This is a genomic window from Haloplanus sp. HW8-1, from assembly GCF_023703795.1.
Lineage (GTDB): Archaea > Halobacteriota > Halobacteria > Halobacteriales > Haloferacaceae > Haloplanus > Haloplanus pelagicus.
On record NZ_CP098518.1, the window covers coordinates 3,109,254 to 3,124,118 of the forward strand.

A 14,865-nucleotide genomic window follows, 5' to 3' on the forward strand; every position below is an offset into this window, starting at 1 on the left:
CGTGACCGACGACCTTCCGACCGGAACCGACGAGACCGACGGTACCGAGAGCGGCGCCGACGATCGGACGGCGGACGGTCCAACTCCGGACACGGACCACGGGGCGGTCGGCGGCCTCTCGAAACGGACGCTGATCCGGCTGCTCGTCGGATTCGGGATCGGCATCCCGATCCTCGTCGAGGGGCTCACGTTCCTCGGTCTCCTCCGGAACCAGTTCGGCGGCGGCGGCGGGGGATCGTCGGGTGAGGACACCGCGACGGCCACTGTCGGCTCGGACGCGGTCGCCGTCGGCGACGACATGCTTCCGGAGACCGATCGGGCCGAAACCCTCGCCTCGGCCGTCCTTCGGGAGATCGACGGCGACCGCTGGCCGCTCTCGCTGACCGTCGACGTACGGAACACCGGCGACACCGACTACGAGTTCCAACTGCTCGGCGTCCACCTCGACGACGGCCGGACCGTCTCCGGACGGACGAGTACCGATCGCCTGGCGCCGTCCGAGAGCCGTACCATCACCGCCGAACGGTCCATCCCCGCGGGGTCGACCCCGAGAGCCGTCGAGGTCGTCGCCCTCCTCTACGGCGGCGGCTCCGTCGAGACGGTCGAACGACGCGTCGAACTGGCGAAGATCCCCGTCCGCGGCGGCTGACCCACCTCACGTCTCGCTCTCGGCGTCGCCGAAGGCCGTCGGCTTCCAACGGAGCGTGCCCCGCACTGCCTCCCACTCGTCGCGCTCCTGCAACCGGTAGCGGGCGAAGGCCGGGTTTCTGACGAGTTCGAGTTCGGCCAGCCGTAGCCGGACGGCCCACCGGAGGTCCGCCCACGCACACTGATCGCGGCCTTCCTCGATTTCCTCCTCGGCGGGTTCGAAGTCGATGTACTCGTCGCCCTCCACGAATCCCTTCACGACGCCGTGCTGCGAGCGGAGCCACCGCTCGTACGACTCGAACGGGATCGTCTCCGTCGGTGTGGGCTCCCGCGAGAACAGGGATTTGAACCGCATGGCCGACTCGTCATCGCCCCACCGGTATCCACGGGCGGTCAGTTTGATCGTCCCGGCACCGTCCACGGCGCAGTTGAATTGGAGTCGCGCGTAGCCACCCGGTCCCGGGACGTCCGTCCCCTCCGCCGTCTTCGGCGTCAGAAAAGCCCCGTCCGCGTACTGGATCGGATACCGAGTCCCCACCGCACGCTCGATGACGGGCACGGCCGGCGATCCCGACGTATCGGACGGGACCTCTGACGTCCCCCATGTGCCGGCCGCCGTCTCCTTCGGGTCGATCCAGACTTTCATGGTCTATAATTGGAGACGGGTCAAAAAACGGTTCCGCCGCGTGGCGGCGACGTTGCGGCAGGAAGAGACGGGCCGTCAGTGGTCAGTATCGCGAGGGCATGTAGGCCATGCCGAGCAGCATGATCGCCGTCGCGAAGCTCACGATGGAGATTCCCCACAACCCGTTGACGTGTTCGTGGTAGGTGTCGATCTCCGCGGTCTGCCGTTGATACACGCCGTAGTCGCTCTCCAACACGAGCGTGCTGTTGTCGGGGAAGTACGCGAAGTACTGCTGGCCGTTCAGCGTGACGTTGGCCTCGTCGCCGACGTCGACGGGGTTCGTCCGGGGGGCCGTCCACGCGAGCGTCGCACTGTCGTTCGACACGCTGCTGACCGTCGTCGTGTTCCCTTGGTACGGCAGCGAGTCGCCCTCACTGTACTGGGTCGACGCCGGTTCGGGGAAGTACTCGCTCGCCGGGGTCAGCGTGCGGTTGCCGTCGGTCTCGCGGACGACGTACTCCGTGCCGTTCACCGTGACGAGTTCGTTGCGGGCGGCGGAGTCGTTCCGGAGGATCGCGCTCCGGTTGATCACCTCTTCCAGGCCGAACGTCGTGGGGTCTTCCTCCTGGACGACGACGACCCGGTAATCCTCTCCCTGGTAGGTGACGGTGGCGTCGTGTTCCCACGTCTGAGTGTACCGGGCGGAGTCGTTAGTCCAAGTGAGTTGTCCGGAGCGGGTGACACTCGCCGCACCGCCGTGGCCGCCGCCGCCACCCTCCATCTCCGCCGAGATCGTCGTGACGGTGTACTGGCGGTTCTCGACCGAGAACTCGTCCCCTTGCGCGAGCCTGTGATCGGGGTTGTCGAACTCGACCGTCGGCGCAGTGGCCGTGGCGATCAGCGAGTACGACGCCGCGCCGAGGACGATAAAGAACGCGACGTAGATGGCCGCAGCGCGTCGTTGCATACGTGGGGCCTAGTCCACCCCGCGTATAACGATTACTAACTGCCGACGACGGTTACGGACCGGGATCGTCGAGGGCCTCGACGAGTTGTAGCGCCTGCCGGAGGTGGAACCGCGTTTCGGGATTCTCCGCGTCGTCGAGCGCGGCGTGAAGGTGTCGCTCGATCGTCTCGCCTGCCGACGGCGTGATTCCCGTCTCCCCGTTCCCCTTTCGATCGCTCGCTGGTTCGGAACTCATAGCGTGTCGTTTGGCGTCATATGGCTTAGGTATCGGGAGCATACCGGGGGGTTCTACGGTTCATCGAGATCGGTGTCGATTTCTCCAAAACGTTCTATTCGTCGGGTTTCGGATGGTTCTAACCACCGATATACGTCGGCCACCACTCCAGACCGATCGGGCGTCGGGGTCGAACTCGTCGATGACGGGGTCACCGCGCCGGCGGACGTCGTCTTCGCGGGGGACGACCCGCTCGCCGCCGATCAGCCGGGGTGGGTGTTTCGTGGCGATTCGGCCGAACCGGCACTCGATCTCACGGATCGAACGGTCGATCTCTCGGTCGGTCGCTTCCGCGGACGATCCGACCCGGCCGATGTGTTCCGCGGACCGGCGTCCCGTCCGGACGGACCGTTACTTAAATGTTCGGGTCTACCCCCGGGTCGTCGGCCCGACCGACAGGTTTTGTACCGACCTGTCCCTAGGTCGAGCGCATGACCACCGGGATCGTGTTACTCAACTTCGGTGAACCTGCGGAGCCGGACCGGGACGTCGTCGTCGACTACCTCGAACGCATCTTCTTCGCCAACATGGACATCGAAGGCGAGGAGACGACCGAGGCGGAGGCACGGGAGCGCGCCAGCCAGTTGGCCGGGCGCCGCGCCCCCGGTCTCATGGAGGAGTACGGAGCGATCGGCGGGTCGCCGCTGATCGACCATGCGACCACGCAGGCGACGATGCTCGCCGAGGAGTTGGACCGCCGCGGCTACGACGTCGAGACCTACTATGGGATGCAGTACACCGAGCCGTTCATCACGGACGCCGTGGAGCGCGCCCGAGCGGACGGCGTCGACCACCTGATCGGCCTGCCGGTCTATCCGCTGTGTGGCCCCTCGACGACCGTCCAGTCGCTCGACGAACTCGACGAGGCGCTCGACGACGTGGGCTGGGACGTGTCGGTCGACGGCCTGACGGGCTGGCACAAACACCCCGCGTACACCCGCGTCCGCATCGACAACATCCGCTCGTTCCTGAACGAGAATGATCTCTCGCTGGGGGACGGCACGCAGCTCGTCTTCTCCGCTCACGGGACGCCCCAGTACTACCTCGACGAGGGGAGTCGCTACGAACAGTACGTCGAGGAATTCTGTGGCGTCGTGGCGACGGCCCTCGACGCCCCGGACTACGCACTTGGCTACCAGAACCACGAGAACCGCGACGTGGCGTGGACCGAACCCGACGTCGAGGAGGTCATCGAGACAGTCGAAGCCGACCGGGTCGTCGTCGAACCGGTCAGCTTCATGCACGAACAGAGCGAGACGCTCTCCGAACTCGACGTCGAACTGCGTGAGGAAGCCGAGGCGGCGGGCCTGGAGTTCTACCGCGTCCCCATCCCCTACGACGACGAGCGGTTCGTCGGCGCGCTCGCGGACCTCGTGGAGCCGTTCGTCGCAGGATACGATCCGTCGTACGCCGGTCTCCAGCAGTGTGAGTGTCGGGACGTTCCGGGGACGATGTGTCTGAACGCGCCCCACGACGAATGACGGTCGGTATCGTCGGCGCCGGCATCACGGGGCTCGCGCTCTCGCAGTACTGTCGCGAGCGCGGCGTCGACGCCGTGGCATACGAGGCGTCGGCCGATCCCGGCGGGGTCATCGGGTCCGAACGGGTCGACGGACGGGTGCTCGAACACGGCCCCCAGCGCACCCGCCTGACGCCCGAAATCGAGGCGCTCGTCGACGACTGCGGCCTCCGGTCGGACCTCCTGGTCGCCGACACCGACCTCCCGCTGTACGTCTACGCGGACGGCCGCCTTCGGCGAGTGCCCTTCTCCCCCCGGGAGTTCCTGTCGACCGACCTGCTCTCGACGCGGGGCAAACTCCGCCTGCTCGCGGAGCCGCTGACCGGCGGCGCCCGCGACGACGAGACGGCAGCGGACTACTTCGTCCGGAAGTTCGGCACCGAAGCGTACCACAACCTCGTCGAACCGCTGTTCGGTGGCATCTACGGCTCCGATCCGGCCGAGATGCCCGGGAAGTACGCCCTCCGGACGGTCCGCAAGATGGAGCGTTCGGGAAGTCTCGTGTGGGCGGCGGTCAACCGGCGCCTCGAGGGGAAGGAGCGCCAGCCCCCGATCTCCTTCGCCGACGGGATGGTCCAACTCCCCCGCGCACTCTACGAGCGCAACGCCGATCGCGTGGAACTGGGGACGGCGGTCGAGCGCATCGTCCCCGAGGGGACGGGGTATCGACTCGAAACCGAGGCGGGAGGGCGGACCGTCGACCACGTGGTCGTGACGGTACGGGCCGACGTGGCGGCGGGGCTGCTAGCGGACGTCGACGCCGGGAGCGCCCGGGCGCTTCGCCGCCTCTACTACAACCCGCTCGCGTACGTCCACCTCGTCTCGGAGGCCGATCCCGACGGCTACGGCTATCAGGTGCGCCACGACGACCCGCTCCACACCCTCGGTGTGACCTGGAACGCCAGCCTGTTCGACCGCGACGGCGTCTACACCTGCTTTCTCGGCGGCATGGAGAATCCGGGGCTGGTCGACCGCCCGGCGGACGAACTCGGGCACATCGCGGCCGAGGAGTTCGAGACGGTGATGGGCGCGTCCGCCGACGTGGTGAACGTCACGCGCCACCCGCGCGGCATCCCCGCCTACGACGGGTCGTGGACGGCGATGGAGTCGGTCGACCTCCCCGAGGAGATCACGCTGGCGTCGAACTACGCCGGGCGGATGGGCGTCCCGGCGCGAATCCGCGAGGCAAAGCGGCTGGCCGAACGGTTCGCGGGGGCCGACGCGGCCAATACGGCGCCGGTCGCGACTACCGGCTGATCGACTTCGCCGTCTCGACGAACGCCAGCACCGACTCGACGGGGGTATCGCGGTCGACGCCGTGGCCGAGGTTGAGGATGTGGCCGCGCGGTCCGGCGGCGTCGATGACCTCCGTCGTCCGCTCGCGAACGAAGTCGGGCGATCCGAAGAGGTACTGGGGATCGAGGTTGCCTTGCACGGGGCGGTCGCCGAGTTGCTCGCGGGCGTCGGCCATGTCGACCGTCCAGTCGAGGCCGACCACGTCGGCGCCCGTCGCCTCCAGACTGTCGAGTCGCCCGCTCATGTTGCGAACGAAGACGATGGAGGGCACCGAGAGGTCCGACAGGATCTCGCGGTGGAGCGGCAGGACGAACTCGCGGTAGTCGGCCGGCGAGAGCACGCCGGCGTAGGTGTCGAATAGCTGGACTACGTCGGCGCCGTGGTCGGCCTGATACTCCAGATACTCCCGGACCACGTCGGCGAACGCCGAGAGCAGCGTCCGGAACGCCTCCGGGTGGCGAGCCCGGAAGCGTCGCACGGGGCCGTGGTTGCGCGAGGTGCCGCCGGCGACGGCGTAGGAGGCGAGCGTGAAGGGGCCGCCGGCGAAGCCGATGATGGCCGTCTCCGACCCGACCCGTTCGACCAGGTTGTCGAGGAGCGCGCCGACGAAACCGAGGTCGTCGGCCACCGATCCGCGGGGGCGGTCGGCGTCCGCAGGCCCGTCGACGGGGTTCTCGACGACGGGGCCGACCCCGCTCTCGAGATGATAGTCGAACCCCAGCGGTTCGAGGACGGTCAGGATGTCGGAGAACATCACCAGCCCGTCCGGTTCGTACAGCTCCCACGGCAGGAGCGTGATCCGGGTGGCCACCTCCGGCGTCTCGATAGCCTCGCGGAACCCGTAATCGGCGCGGATCTCCCGGTATTCGGGGATATGCCGCCCGGCCTGTCGCATCAGCCAGACGGGCGGGCGCTCCGTTCGTTCGCCCCGTGCCGCGCGGACGAGGAGGTGCGTCATGGACGGAGGTTGGGCCGAGGCCGGCTAAGTATGTCGCAATCGGTCCCGGCCGACGGTATATGTGGCTAGGTCCCGTAGCGCGTGCATGACTTCACGGCTGCTCATCGGTGATTCCCCCCTCGACATCAGTCTGCTCGGACTCATCGCCGTCATCGTCGGCGGCTACGGTCGCGAGATATCGGTCCCTCCCGATACGTCGCCGCATCTCATCCGCTTTTTTTCGGTGTCGCCGGACCGCACCTATCCGGCAGTGATGCCCCAGGACAAGGCGTTGCTCCTCCTGAACGATCCGTCGACGACGGAGGCCACCAGAGAGGCTACCGCGGCCGGCGGATCGCTCTACGCCGTCTGGACCCTCGTCGCGGTCGTCGGCGTGTTGCTCCTGCTTGCCGGGCCGGCCGTCGCCTGGCGGAACCGGGGCGACGACTGATCAGCCACCCAGTTCCTCCTCGGCGACCCACTCCCTCGCCCAGTCGCCGATGGCGTCGAACACCGGACAGAGCGCCTCGCCTTTCTCGGTCAGCGAGTAGTACGTCGCCACCGGCGCGTCCTCCTCCAGTCGCCGGTCGACGAAGCCCATCTCCTGTAAGTCGTCGACGACCCGCGAGAGCGTCCGGGAACTCGCACCCGTCGACCGCTTGAGTTCGTTGAACCGCTTCTCCCCGCCCTGCAGGTCGTGGAGGACCGCCAACCGCCACTGGGAGCCGATCTGTTCGAGTGAGTCGATGACATAGCAGGTCTCCGCGTCCTCGGTTCCCGTCTCTATCGCCATATCTACCTGTCGCCGCTCGGACGGTTAGCAGTTACGCTACGAATCAGGTGTCGGAGTGTTACTACGCTGGGAACGGCCCCCGGTAACATCCGCGTCACCCGGTGACACCAATGTCAGATAACGTATATATTCGTCGAGGTCTTGTGAGTCGATACGATGATCCGCTCATCCACTGCCGACGCATCGCTCCGGACGACCGCCCGTCCCGAGGTGATCGCCTGATGGCCTTCGACACCGCCGGCGCGGGCGTCGCCTTCCTACTCGCCCGCCTCCTGTTCGGCGCCGTCCTCGCTTTCACTGGACTGAACCACTTTCAGAACGCGGAGGGCATGATCGGCTACGCACAGTCCAAGGGGATTCCCATGGCGTCGCTCGGCGTCCCGGCCTCCGGTGGCCTCCTGATCGCCGGCGGGCTTGGCATCGTCCTCGGCGTCTTCCCGACGCTCGCGGCAGGCGCCCTCGCCGTCTTCCTCGCCGTCGCGACGCCGACGATGCACGACTTCTGGAACGCGCCCGAGGAACAGTACCAGGACGAGTTCAACAACTTCCTCAAGAACGCCGCCCTCCTCGGTGGCTCGCTCGCTTTCCTCGTGTTCGCGAGCGAGCCGTGGCCGCTCGCCGTGAACGTCGGACTCTGATCGCCTCCCGTGGCTGAATCCGCGGGCGTTCGCCTCACGATACCCTAACCGACGGCCGGTCGTCGCCCGGCCCCGAACGTGATCGGTGCCGACCGACCATTCACCCGAACGTGATCGGGTGAGATCGCTTCTGATCGCCGTAACACGCCGCTCCGGACGTCTCACCGGCTAAAATGTTATCACAGTAACAATTATTTCCATGAAGAACCATGAAGGATGTATGGCCAACGAGCCTCGGACGGAGACGGCCGTCGAGGAACCGGCCCTTGGAGAGAGCGAGGAACCACTGTCCCTGCGGAGCATCACGAGCGCCTTCGTCGGTGGCGCCGCCGGCCTCATCGCTATGTCGCCGCTGATCGCCGGGGTCCCGATTCTGCTCGGCATCTTCCAACTGGAGTCGCTCGCGCGGCTTGCCGAGTTCGTCATCTCACAGGCCGACGCCACCCTTGGGCTGCTGTTTTTCGGCGGCGGCGGCGTCGTCGTCCTCCCGCTCTTTTTCATCGTCACGGCGACGTTTCTCCCCCCGAAGCAGCCCCGATACCTGCGCGGGGCCACCATCAGTTCCTTCTTCTGGGTCGGCTTCGTCTACATCTTCTGGCCCGCCGGGGGCGTGTTCATCAACGCGACGTTCGTGGTCGTCACGCTCGTGTCACACTGGATCTACGGCGCCGTCCTCGGACTCGTGATGCAACGACTCACCGGTATTCCGGAACACGCCGTCTGACGTCCGACCCGAACTTTCTTGTCAGAGTAAAACAAATTCTTGCGAGTGAACACGTATGTCGGCCCGAGAACTCCTGCTCGTCTCCGTCGTGATGGGACTGCTGGCGGTCGGGACCGCCGCGTCGGTCGGCCGGATCCGGCGTGAGGCGACGTATCGGCCGTCGAGTCGTCGCGTCCCGAGACTCGCCGGGGGTACGGTGGCGGGGTCGTCGACCGTCCGTTCGGACACCGTTGGCCTCGGCCTCGTTGCGCTTCTCGCCGTCTTCCTCGTCGCCACGGCGGTCGTCGACACCGCGCTGGTCGCGGTCGTGGCCCTGGCGACGGCCATCCTCGGCTACTTCGCCTGGGGTGTGTACAGCCTCGCGCGCCTCCGTGGGCTCCCCCGGGCACACGCCGTTGGACTGAGTGTGTGGCTGTTCGGCGTCGTCCTGATCGGCGTCGTCGCGGTGCAACTCCTGGTCGGGTGACCCGTCGGGCCCATGTCGACTGCGATCCCCGACCCGGTCGGGCCCCCACTCCACGTCGGTGGCCTGAGCGACGCCGTCACTGCGGCGCCCGTCCCCCCGTGGCTCACCGTTCTCACCGGCGGCGTCCTCGTCGGCGCCTCCTTTCTCGTCACCAGCCTCCTGACCGACCACGCGGCCATCCGTGCCGTCAACGCCTGGTACGCCCGCCTCCCCACACCCGTTTCGCTCCACCGCGGCGTCGCCGCCGCGCTCTCGGCGGCCGGCGTCGTCACCTTCGCCGCCGTCCTCGTGTCCGGCGCCGCCGGATCCGCGACTCCCACCGCGAACTTCGCGGTCCTCGTCGTCTGGGTCGGCTGGTGGGCCGGCTACGCGATGTCGACCTATCTCGTCGGGAACACCTGGCCGGCGGTGAACCCCTGGCGAACGCTCGCTCGCTCGCTTCCCACGACCGGGCGGCGGGTCCTCCCGAGGCGGTACGGGGCGTGGCCGAGCGTGGGCTTCCTGCTCGCGTTGGTGTGGATCGAGGTCGTCAGTCCGCTCGCGACCGTCCCGCGGGCGCTCGTCGCCCTGATCCTCGGCTACACCGCGATCACACTCGCAGGCGCGCGAAGATACGGCGTCGTCACGTGGTTTCGCCGGGTCGATCCGGTGTCGCGGGTGTTCCGCCTCTACGGACGGGTCGCGCCGGTCCAGTTCGACCGCCGGATCGAGGATCCCCCCGTGGTCGCCGGCGTCGACCTCCGGGTGCGGCTCCCGGGCGCCGCGCTCACCGACCCGACCACCGACGACCCCGGCGCGACCGCCTTCGTCGTCGCCCTCCTCTGGGCCACGACGTTCGACGGCCTCGTGACGACGCCCGCGTGGAACGCGTTCGCGCGCCGCCTCCTCGCACCGCTCGCCCCGCTTCAACTCGCCGGCCGGCCTCTGGTGTGGCTGTTCTACCTGCTCGCCTTGCTCGTCGGCTTCGCCGGCTTCCTCGGCGCCTACCGGCTCGCGGTCGCCCGGTCCCGGTCGGTCGCCGGGAGCCTGCTGGCGCCCGTCGCCATCGGCCGCCGGTTCGCGCCCGCACTCCTCCCCATCGCCGCCGGCTATCATCTCGCTCACTTCCTCGGCTACTTCCTCACGCTGTCGCCCGCCCTCGCCGCCGCCCTCGCCGACCCGTTCGGCGGGGGAACGGTCCAGGTCGCCGTGTTGCCCGCGTGGTTCGGCACGCTCCAGGTCGGGGTCGTCGTCGCCGGCCACCTGCTCGCCGTCTGGGTGGCACACGCCCTCGCGATGGACCTGTTCCCGGGCGTCCTCCGGCCGATACGGAGCCAGTATCCGCTCGTCGGCGTGATGATCGGCTACACGATGACCAGCGCGTGGATCGTCGGCCAGCCGACCGTCACCCCCGCCTTTTTGTGACGCCCGTGCCTACCTCCTTCGTGTTCCCCGACGCCGACCGCGGCGACGCGCGTGGGACCGTCACGACCCCCGAGACGGCGGTCCGCGCCGACGAGACCGTGGCCGCCGTCTGTCCCTACTGCCGTCGCCCCTTCGCCGAGCGCGAGGCTCACGACCTGCACGTCGGCGAGCGCCACGCCGAGGCCTGTTCGGCGGTCGAGCGCGACGCGTACGCGGCCGCCCGCGAGGCCGAACGCGACGCGCTGTTTTACTTCCACCTGCGGGTCGTCGCGGCGATCGGCGTCCTCTATACGATCACCGTCCTCCTCTATATGATCGCCCTCGGCGGCGGCTTCCTGTAGCGCGGCGATCAGCCGTCCGCCCGCGTCGGCGGTGGCGACCGCGCGATTGCGGCCGTCAGTCCCCCCACGGCGAGGAGCGCGAGACCGCCGCCCACGGGAACCAGATAGCCGACGCCGTGGAAGAACTCGCCGGCGAGTAGCGCGGCGACGCCGACGATCAGCAGGCAGAGCACCCCGCCGTAGGCAACTCCCGAACGGTCCATGGTAGCACGGTACGTGGTCCGGCCGAATAAAGCTATAGTAGCGATTGAAACTGCTTGCTCAGCCGATCGTACACCGTACTGCGATCAGCTGTGCAATGACGTTCAATCGCTACTATAGCCGGCGTCGGGGGACGTCTCCGTCGCGCCACGGTGGGTCGCGCCGAAGACGAAACCGGCCACGAGGAGCGCCGCCGTCCCGCCCGCCCCGACGACGAGCGGATCGGCGAGCCCGGTCCCGGCGGTCCGTGCGGTCGCCAGGGCGATGCCGCCGCCCATCGGTAGCCCGAACAGCAGCGCCCACACGGCCCGTGCCCGCACGGTCGTCATCGGCATCGCCCCGTGCGTCGCGACGGCGGCCGACCGCCACGGGCGTCGCGCGCGACGCGGCACACGGTCCCGACGCGGGCAGGAACGGCGGCAGTGGACGGTGTGAACACGGATTCAGGTGATCGAGTACGTCGAGGCGACGGTCAACGCCAGCGCCGCGAGCAGCCCCAGTCCGACGAGATACGTGAGCGACCGCGGCTCCCACCGGAGATGCTGGTAGTAGCCCGCGACGACGGCGGCCTTGACGAACGACAGCGCCATGATGAGCGCGAATGCCCGCCCGTACGGGAGCCCGGCCCCTTCGACGAGCACCTGTACCGTCGCCGAGACGAACAGGACGACGTATATCGCGGTATAGAGTTTGAGCCTGGTCATAGGATGTAAAACAGGGGGAACAGGAACAGCCACACGATGTCCACGAAATGCCAGTACAACCCGAAGTGCTCGATCGGTCCCGCGTCGTCGAGATACGCGCCCCGCCACGCTCGCGGGAGCAGGTAGGCGACGATCACCAGCCCGGTGATGACGTGGGCGGCGTGCAACCCGGTGGTCAGGAAGAACGTCGACGCTCGGATGTTCGACGAGAGCCCGACGCCCTCTCCGAAGAGGTGGGCCCACTCGATGGCCTTGTTGCCGAGGAAGCCGATCCCGAGGACGAGCGTCGTCACCAGGCTGGCGACGACTCCGAGACGGTTCCGTCGCTCGGCGGCCTCCAGGGCGAGCACGACCGCGAAACTGCTCGTCAGGAGGAGGTAGGTGTTGATCAGCCCGGGTCCGATGTTCTCCGGAATCGGCTCCCATCCCGTCCACCCGACCGAAAACCGGAGGAAGACGTACGCGCCGATGAACGCGCCGAACAGCACCACGTCCGACGCGAGGAAGATCCAGACACCGGTCTTGAGGTTGTCGACCCCCTCGAACGGCCAGCTCTCGCCGAACGGACCGCTCGGTCCGTGGAACCGTTCGTATCCCATTCCGACCAGCGTCGCGAGCGTGGCGACGAGGCCCAGTCCCAGCGTGACGGCGTAGACCGGCCCCATCGTCCCCGTCGGGAACGCCCCGTTTTCGAGCCCCGAGAGGCCGAAGAAGACGAGGAAGGCGGCGACGCCGACGCCGAACGGCCAGACGCTCGCGTGGTCCTCGCCGTGGCCGCTCGCGGCGGCACCGCCGTCGGTCACCTCCCCCGCCTCGCCGCCCGCGGTGGCCGTGGCGGACCGATCCAGGAATCGGAGGGTGCCGTCGCCGTAGCTCGGGAGCCCGGGGAAGTTCTCCAGCGGCGGCGGCGACGCGACCGCCCACTCCGCGGTCGACGCGTACGTCCAGGGGTTGTCCCCGGCGGGCTCACCGGCGTAGGCGGAGACGACCATGTTGTAGAACATGAGGAGGAACGAGGCGCCGAAGACGACCGCCCCGACGGTCGCGAGCTGGTGCCACGGCGTCATCCCGGCCTCGTACTCGAAGACCCGTCGGGGCGTCTCCCAGGCGACGAACATCGGGAAATAGAGGAGGTTGAACCCGACGAAATACGTCGCGAAGTGGAGTTTGCCGAGGAACTCGTCGTACATCCGCCCCGTGATCTTCGGATACCAGTAGTAGAGGCCGCCGACGAGCGCGGTCACGCCGCCGACCATCACGTAGTGGAAGTGTGCGACCACCCAGTAGGTGCCCCGGAACTCGTAGTCGAGGACGACCGCACCCAGAAACACGCCGGTGATCCCGCCGACGATGAACAGGAGGAGGCCACCGAACGAAAAGAGGAAGGGCGTCTTGAACCGGATGCGCCCCTTGACCATCGTGTAGATGAGCGCGAACACCATGAGGTCGAAGGGCAGCGAAATCCCGATGGTGGTCGCCATGAAGAGCGTCTTGATACTGAGGTTGATGCTGGTGAGGAACATGTGATGCATCCAGACGATGAAACTCTGGAGGGCGACCAGCACCATCGAGGCGATGAACCACTTGCGGCCGACGAGTCGCCGTCCGGTGAACGTCTGGAACGTCTCGGCCATGACGCCCACCGCCGGGAAGAAGACGATGTAGACCTCCGGGTGGCCGAAAAACCAGAACAGGTGCGTCCACAGGAGCGAGCCGTTCGCGGCCTCAGTCGCGAAGTACGTCGTCCCGAGCAGCCGGTCGGCCGAGAGGATCAGGAGCGCGGCGAGCAGCGCCGCGAAGGCAAACAGCATCATCCAGACCGTCAGCAGGATGGTCCAGGTAAACAGCGGGAGGCGACGGAGCGTCAGGCCCTCCGCGCGCATGCGGTGGATCGTCGTCAGGAAGTTCACCGAGCCGACGGTCACGGAGACGACGAAAAGCATCAACGCGAGGATGGCGGAACTGCCGCCGACGCTCGGGGTGTAGGCCGGCAGATTCAGCGGCGCGTACATCGTCCACCCGCCCGCGAACGATCCGCCCTGGAAGAACGAGACGCCGAGGAGGAGCCCCGAGGCCAGGTAGAGCCAGTAACTCAGCGCGTTCAGCCGCGGGAAGGCGAGGTCCTTCGCGCCGATCTGCAGGGGCACGACGTAGTTCGCGAAGCCGAAAGCAAAGGGCGAGAGAAACCAGAACACCATCACCAGCCCGTGGACGGAGACGGCCTGATTGTACGCGAGCGCGGAGAGCGGACCCGTTCCGGGTGCTCGCGGCACCCACAGTTGCGCCCGCATCAGGAGGGCGAGGACGCCCCCCATGGCGAGAAAGAGCAGCGACGTGACGAGATAGAGGATGCCGACGTCCTTGTGATTCGTCGTGACGAACCAGCGCTTGATCGACGCCTTCGGGGGGAACGCGTGGTCTACCGGGTCACTCGCCCCCTCGCGGGCGATTCCTCCGTCCGATCGCGCGGTCGAGCCGTCGGTCGCTGAGTCGGATGCTGACATGAGGTTACCCTCCGATACGGACGCGATCGGTCGCGTTCACGCCCGCCGTCGCGCTCGCGTTCCCTCCCTCCGCGCTCCCGTTCGCGTACCACGCCCGGTAGGCCGCCGGCTCCATCACCCGCACCTCGGCGTCCATATAGGAGTGGGCGGCCCCACAGAGTTCGTAGCAGTGCGCCCGGTACGTCCCCGTCTCCTCGGCCACGAACCACGTCTCGCTTCGCTGGCCGGGGATGGCGTCGGCCTTCGCCCGCAACTCCGGCACGCCGAAGTTGTGGAACACGTCCGCCGAGGTCACCCGCAACCGGACGCGTCGATCCTCCGGTACGCGGAGGGTTCCCGCCACCGAACGGCCGTCGGGATAGACGAACTCCCAGTAGAACTGGTGGCCGACGACCTCGATCTCCAGTGCCTCCTCGGTCTCCGTCGGCGCTGGGTCTTCGACGTACAGGAGCGTGAAGTAGGTCCACGTGATCAGCGAGACGACGACGACGGCGCTGAGAGCCAGCGAGACGAACAGTTTTCGGCCGCCGCCGCCACCCGTCGGGAGTTCGCCGACCCGCGGCCGCTCGCGGTCGTCGACCGTGTAGTCCGCTGCCGCCCGATACCGGTACGCCTTCTGCAGCATGTACGCGACGACGACGACGCCGATGGCCGTCCCCAACACGAGAAAGACGACGTAGATCTCCTGAAAGATCTCCGATCGTGCGCCTCTCGGGATCAGCGACGACTGTAAGAGCCCCTGTGGGAGACGATCGGCGGGGAACATGGCCCGTAATGTTAGACTATATTAATTATTGTTATGTAAACATTTCGCCCGGATCGCC

General features: G+C 67.6%; 19 protein-coding genes. 9 read left to right on the forward strand and 10 right to left on the reverse strand.

Translation table 11 applies throughout. The features are described 5' to 3' along the window. Window position 1: 1 nt before the first annotated feature. The gene (locus NBT82_RS16195; RefSeq protein ID WP_251329133.1) at window positions 2-649 is read left to right on the forward strand and encodes a hypothetical protein; all 648 of its coding nucleotides are present in this window, start codon (window positions 2-4) and stop codon (window positions 647-649) included. 6 nt (window positions 650-655) lie between these two features. On the opposite strand, the gene NBT82_RS16200 is transcribed toward NBT82_RS16195, so the two are convergent. The 3 genes from NBT82_RS16200 to NBT82_RS16210 all read right to left on the reverse strand — a co-directional run bounded on the left by NBT82_RS16200 (window position 656) and on the right by NBT82_RS16210 (window position 2,475). Next, window positions 656-1,294, reverse strand: coding sequence for a hypothetical protein (locus NBT82_RS16200; protein WP_251329134.1), 639 nt, complete (start codon window positions 1,292-1,294; stop codon window positions 656-658). An 82-nt stretch (window positions 1,295-1,376) separates the two neighbouring features. Beyond that, complete coding sequence (locus tag NBT82_RS16205; RefSeq protein WP_251329135.1) at window positions 1,377-2,240, reverse strand: hypothetical protein; 864 nt, start codon at window positions 2,238-2,240, stop codon at window positions 1,377-1,379. Between the two features lie 52 nt (window positions 2,241-2,292). Then, window positions 2,293-2,475 (reverse strand): hypothetical protein, encoded by a 183-nt coding sequence (locus NBT82_RS16210; RefSeq protein ID WP_251329136.1) that lies wholly within the window; start codon window positions 2,473-2,475, stop codon window positions 2,293-2,295. 470 nt (window positions 2,476-2,945) lie between these two features. Here NBT82_RS16210 and hemH point away from each other — a divergent pair, with 470 nt between their 5' ends. Together hemH and hemG are read left to right on the forward strand one after the other, a co-directional pair. After that, a complete protein-coding gene (gene hemH / locus NBT82_RS16215; RefSeq protein WP_251329137.1) occupies window positions 2,946-3,995 on the forward strand; it encodes a ferrochelatase in 1,050 nt (349 codons plus the stop codon). Then, the gene (gene hemG / locus NBT82_RS16220; protein WP_251329138.1) at window positions 3,992-5,290 is read left to right on the forward strand and encodes a protoporphyrinogen oxidase; all 1,299 of its coding nucleotides are present in this window, start codon (window positions 3,992-3,994) and stop codon (window positions 5,288-5,290) included. The genes hemH and hemG overlap by 4 nt, the downstream gene beginning before the upstream one ends. Here hemG and hemE read toward each other — a convergent pair. Further along, complete coding sequence (gene hemE / locus NBT82_RS16225; RefSeq protein ID WP_251329139.1) at window positions 5,280-6,287, reverse strand: uroporphyrinogen decarboxylase; 1,008 nt, start codon at window positions 6,285-6,287, stop codon at window positions 5,280-5,282. The genes hemG and hemE overlap by 11 nt on opposite strands. A gap of 85 nt (window positions 6,288-6,372) precedes the next feature. Between hemE and NBT82_RS16230 the strand changes: the two genes are divergently transcribed. Continuing rightward, window positions 6,373-6,717 carry a hypothetical protein gene (locus NBT82_RS16230; protein ID WP_251329140.1) on the forward strand — a complete coding sequence of 115 codons (345 nt, stop codon included), beginning with the start codon at window positions 6,373-6,375 and terminating at the stop codon, window positions 6,715-6,717. Here NBT82_RS16230 and NBT82_RS16235 read toward each other — a convergent pair whose 3' ends face one another. After that, entirely contained in the window at window positions 6,718-7,059 is a 342-nt protein-coding gene (locus NBT82_RS16235; protein WP_251329141.1) for a winged helix-turn-helix transcriptional regulator, read from the reverse strand. 221 nt (window positions 7,060-7,280) lie between these two features. Between NBT82_RS16235 and NBT82_RS16240 the strand changes: the two genes are divergently transcribed. The 5 genes from NBT82_RS16240 (at window position 7,281) to NBT82_RS16260 (ending at window position 10,632) form a co-directional block, all read left to right on the forward strand. After that, the gene (locus NBT82_RS16240; protein ID WP_251329142.1) at window positions 7,281-7,697 is read left to right on the forward strand and encodes a DoxX family protein; all 417 of its coding nucleotides are present in this window, start codon (window positions 7,281-7,283) and stop codon (window positions 7,695-7,697) included. A gap of 220 nt (window positions 7,698-7,917) precedes the next feature. After that, window positions 7,918-8,421 (forward strand): DUF6789 family protein, encoded by a 504-nt coding sequence (locus tag NBT82_RS16245; protein ID WP_251329143.1) that lies wholly within the window; start codon window positions 7,918-7,920, stop codon window positions 8,419-8,421. A gap of 55 nt (window positions 8,422-8,476) precedes the next feature. Further along, a complete protein-coding gene (locus NBT82_RS16250; RefSeq protein ID WP_251329144.1) occupies window positions 8,477-8,887 on the forward strand; it encodes a hypothetical protein in 411 nt (136 codons plus the stop codon). Window positions 8,888-8,899: 12 nt separating this feature from the next. Continuing rightward, window positions 8,900-10,291: a hypothetical protein gene (locus NBT82_RS16255; protein ID WP_251329145.1), complete on the forward strand. Its 1,392-nt coding sequence runs from the start codon at window positions 8,900-8,902 to the stop codon at window positions 10,289-10,291. A gap of 20 nt (window positions 10,292-10,311) precedes the next feature. Continuing rightward, window positions 10,312-10,632: a DUF7410 domain-containing protein gene (locus NBT82_RS16260; protein WP_251329146.1), complete on the forward strand. Its 321-nt coding sequence runs from the start codon at window positions 10,312-10,314 to the stop codon at window positions 10,630-10,632. An 8-nt stretch (window positions 10,633-10,640) separates the two neighbouring features. On the opposite strand, the gene NBT82_RS16265 is transcribed toward NBT82_RS16260, so the two are convergent. From NBT82_RS16265 to coxB, 5 genes are all read right to left on the reverse strand, one after another. Next, on the reverse strand, window positions 10,641-10,835 hold the full coding sequence (locus tag NBT82_RS16265; protein WP_251329147.1) for a hypothetical protein: 195 nt from the start codon (window positions 10,833-10,835) through the stop codon (window positions 10,641-10,643). A 102-nt stretch (window positions 10,836-10,937) separates the two neighbouring features. After that, a complete protein-coding gene (locus NBT82_RS16270; RefSeq protein ID WP_251329148.1) occupies window positions 10,938-11,168 on the reverse strand; it encodes a hypothetical protein in 231 nt (76 codons plus the stop codon). Window positions 11,169-11,276: 108 nt separating this feature from the next. Further along, the gene (locus NBT82_RS16275) at window positions 11,277-11,537 is read right to left on the reverse strand and encodes a cytochrome C oxidase subunit IV family protein (protein ID WP_251329149.1); all 261 of its coding nucleotides are present in this window, start codon (window positions 11,535-11,537) and stop codon (window positions 11,277-11,279) included. Next, the gene (locus NBT82_RS16280; RefSeq protein ID WP_251329150.1) at window positions 11,534-14,041 is read right to left on the reverse strand and encodes a cbb3-type cytochrome c oxidase subunit I; all 2,508 of its coding nucleotides are present in this window, start codon (window positions 14,039-14,041) and stop codon (window positions 11,534-11,536) included. Before NBT82_RS16280 ends, NBT82_RS16275 begins: the two co-directional genes overlap by 4 nt. Window positions 14,042-14,045: 4 nt before the next feature. Then, entirely contained in the window at window positions 14,046-14,807 is a 762-nt protein-coding gene (coxB, locus tag NBT82_RS16285; protein WP_251329151.1) for a cytochrome c oxidase subunit II, read from the reverse strand. Window positions 14,808-14,865 lie beyond the last annotated feature (58 nt).

Bases quoted from the DNA above. Each gene is read 5' to 3' on its own strand.
- NBT82_RS16245 (WP_251329143.1), top strand. From the start codon at position 7,918: ATGGCCAACGAGCCTCGGACGGAGACGGCCGTCGAGGAACCGGCCCTT.
- coxB (WP_251329151.1), bottom strand. From the start codon at position 14,807: ATGTTCCCCGCCGATCGTCTCCCACAGGGGCTCTTACAGTCGTCGCTG.
- NBT82_RS16280 (WP_251329150.1), bottom strand. From the start codon at position 14,041: ATGTCAGCATCCGACTCAGCGACCGACGGCTCGACCGCGCGATCGGAC.
- hemG (WP_251329138.1), top strand. From the start codon at position 3,992: ATGACGGTCGGTATCGTCGGCGCCGGCATCACGGGGCTCGCGCTCTCG.
- NBT82_RS16265 (WP_251329147.1), bottom strand. From the start codon at position 10,835: ATGGACCGTTCGGGAGTTGCCTACGGCGGGGTGCTCTGCCTGCTGATC.
- hemH (WP_251329137.1), top strand. From the start codon at position 2,946: ATGACCACCGGGATCGTGTTACTCAACTTCGGTGAACCTGCGGAGCCG.
- NBT82_RS16255 (WP_251329145.1), top strand. From the start codon at position 8,900: ATGTCGACTGCGATCCCCGACCCGGTCGGGCCCCCACTCCACGTCGGT.
- NBT82_RS16230 (WP_251329140.1), top strand. From the start codon at position 6,373: ATGACTTCACGGCTGCTCATCGGTGATTCCCCCCTCGACATCAGTCTG.
- NBT82_RS16200 (WP_251329134.1), bottom strand. From the start codon at position 1,294: ATGAAAGTCTGGATCGACCCGAAGGAGACGGCGGCCGGCACATGGGGG.
- NBT82_RS16235 (WP_251329141.1), bottom strand. From the start codon at position 7,059: ATGGCGATAGAGACGGGAACCGAGGACGCGGAGACCTGCTATGTCATC.
- NBT82_RS16250 (WP_251329144.1), top strand. From the start codon at position 8,477: ATGTCGGCCCGAGAACTCCTGCTCGTCTCCGTCGTGATGGGACTGCTG.
- NBT82_RS16270 (WP_251329148.1), bottom strand. From the start codon at position 11,168: ATGCCGATGACGACCGTGCGGGCACGGGCCGTGTGGGCGCTGCTGTTC.
- NBT82_RS16240 (WP_251329142.1), top strand. From the start codon at position 7,281: ATGGCCTTCGACACCGCCGGCGCGGGCGTCGCCTTCCTACTCGCCCGC.
- NBT82_RS16210 (WP_251329136.1), bottom strand. From the start codon at position 2,475: ATGAGTTCCGAACCAGCGAGCGATCGAAAGGGGAACGGGGAGACGGGA.
- hemE (WP_251329139.1), bottom strand. From the start codon at position 6,287: ATGACGCACCTCCTCGTCCGCGCGGCACGGGGCGAACGAACGGAGCGC.
- NBT82_RS16205 (WP_251329135.1), bottom strand. From the start codon at position 2,240: ATGCAACGACGCGCTGCGGCCATCTACGTCGCGTTCTTTATCGTCCTC.
- NBT82_RS16275 (WP_251329149.1), bottom strand. From the start codon at position 11,537: ATGACCAGGCTCAAACTCTATACCGCGATATACGTCGTCCTGTTCGTC.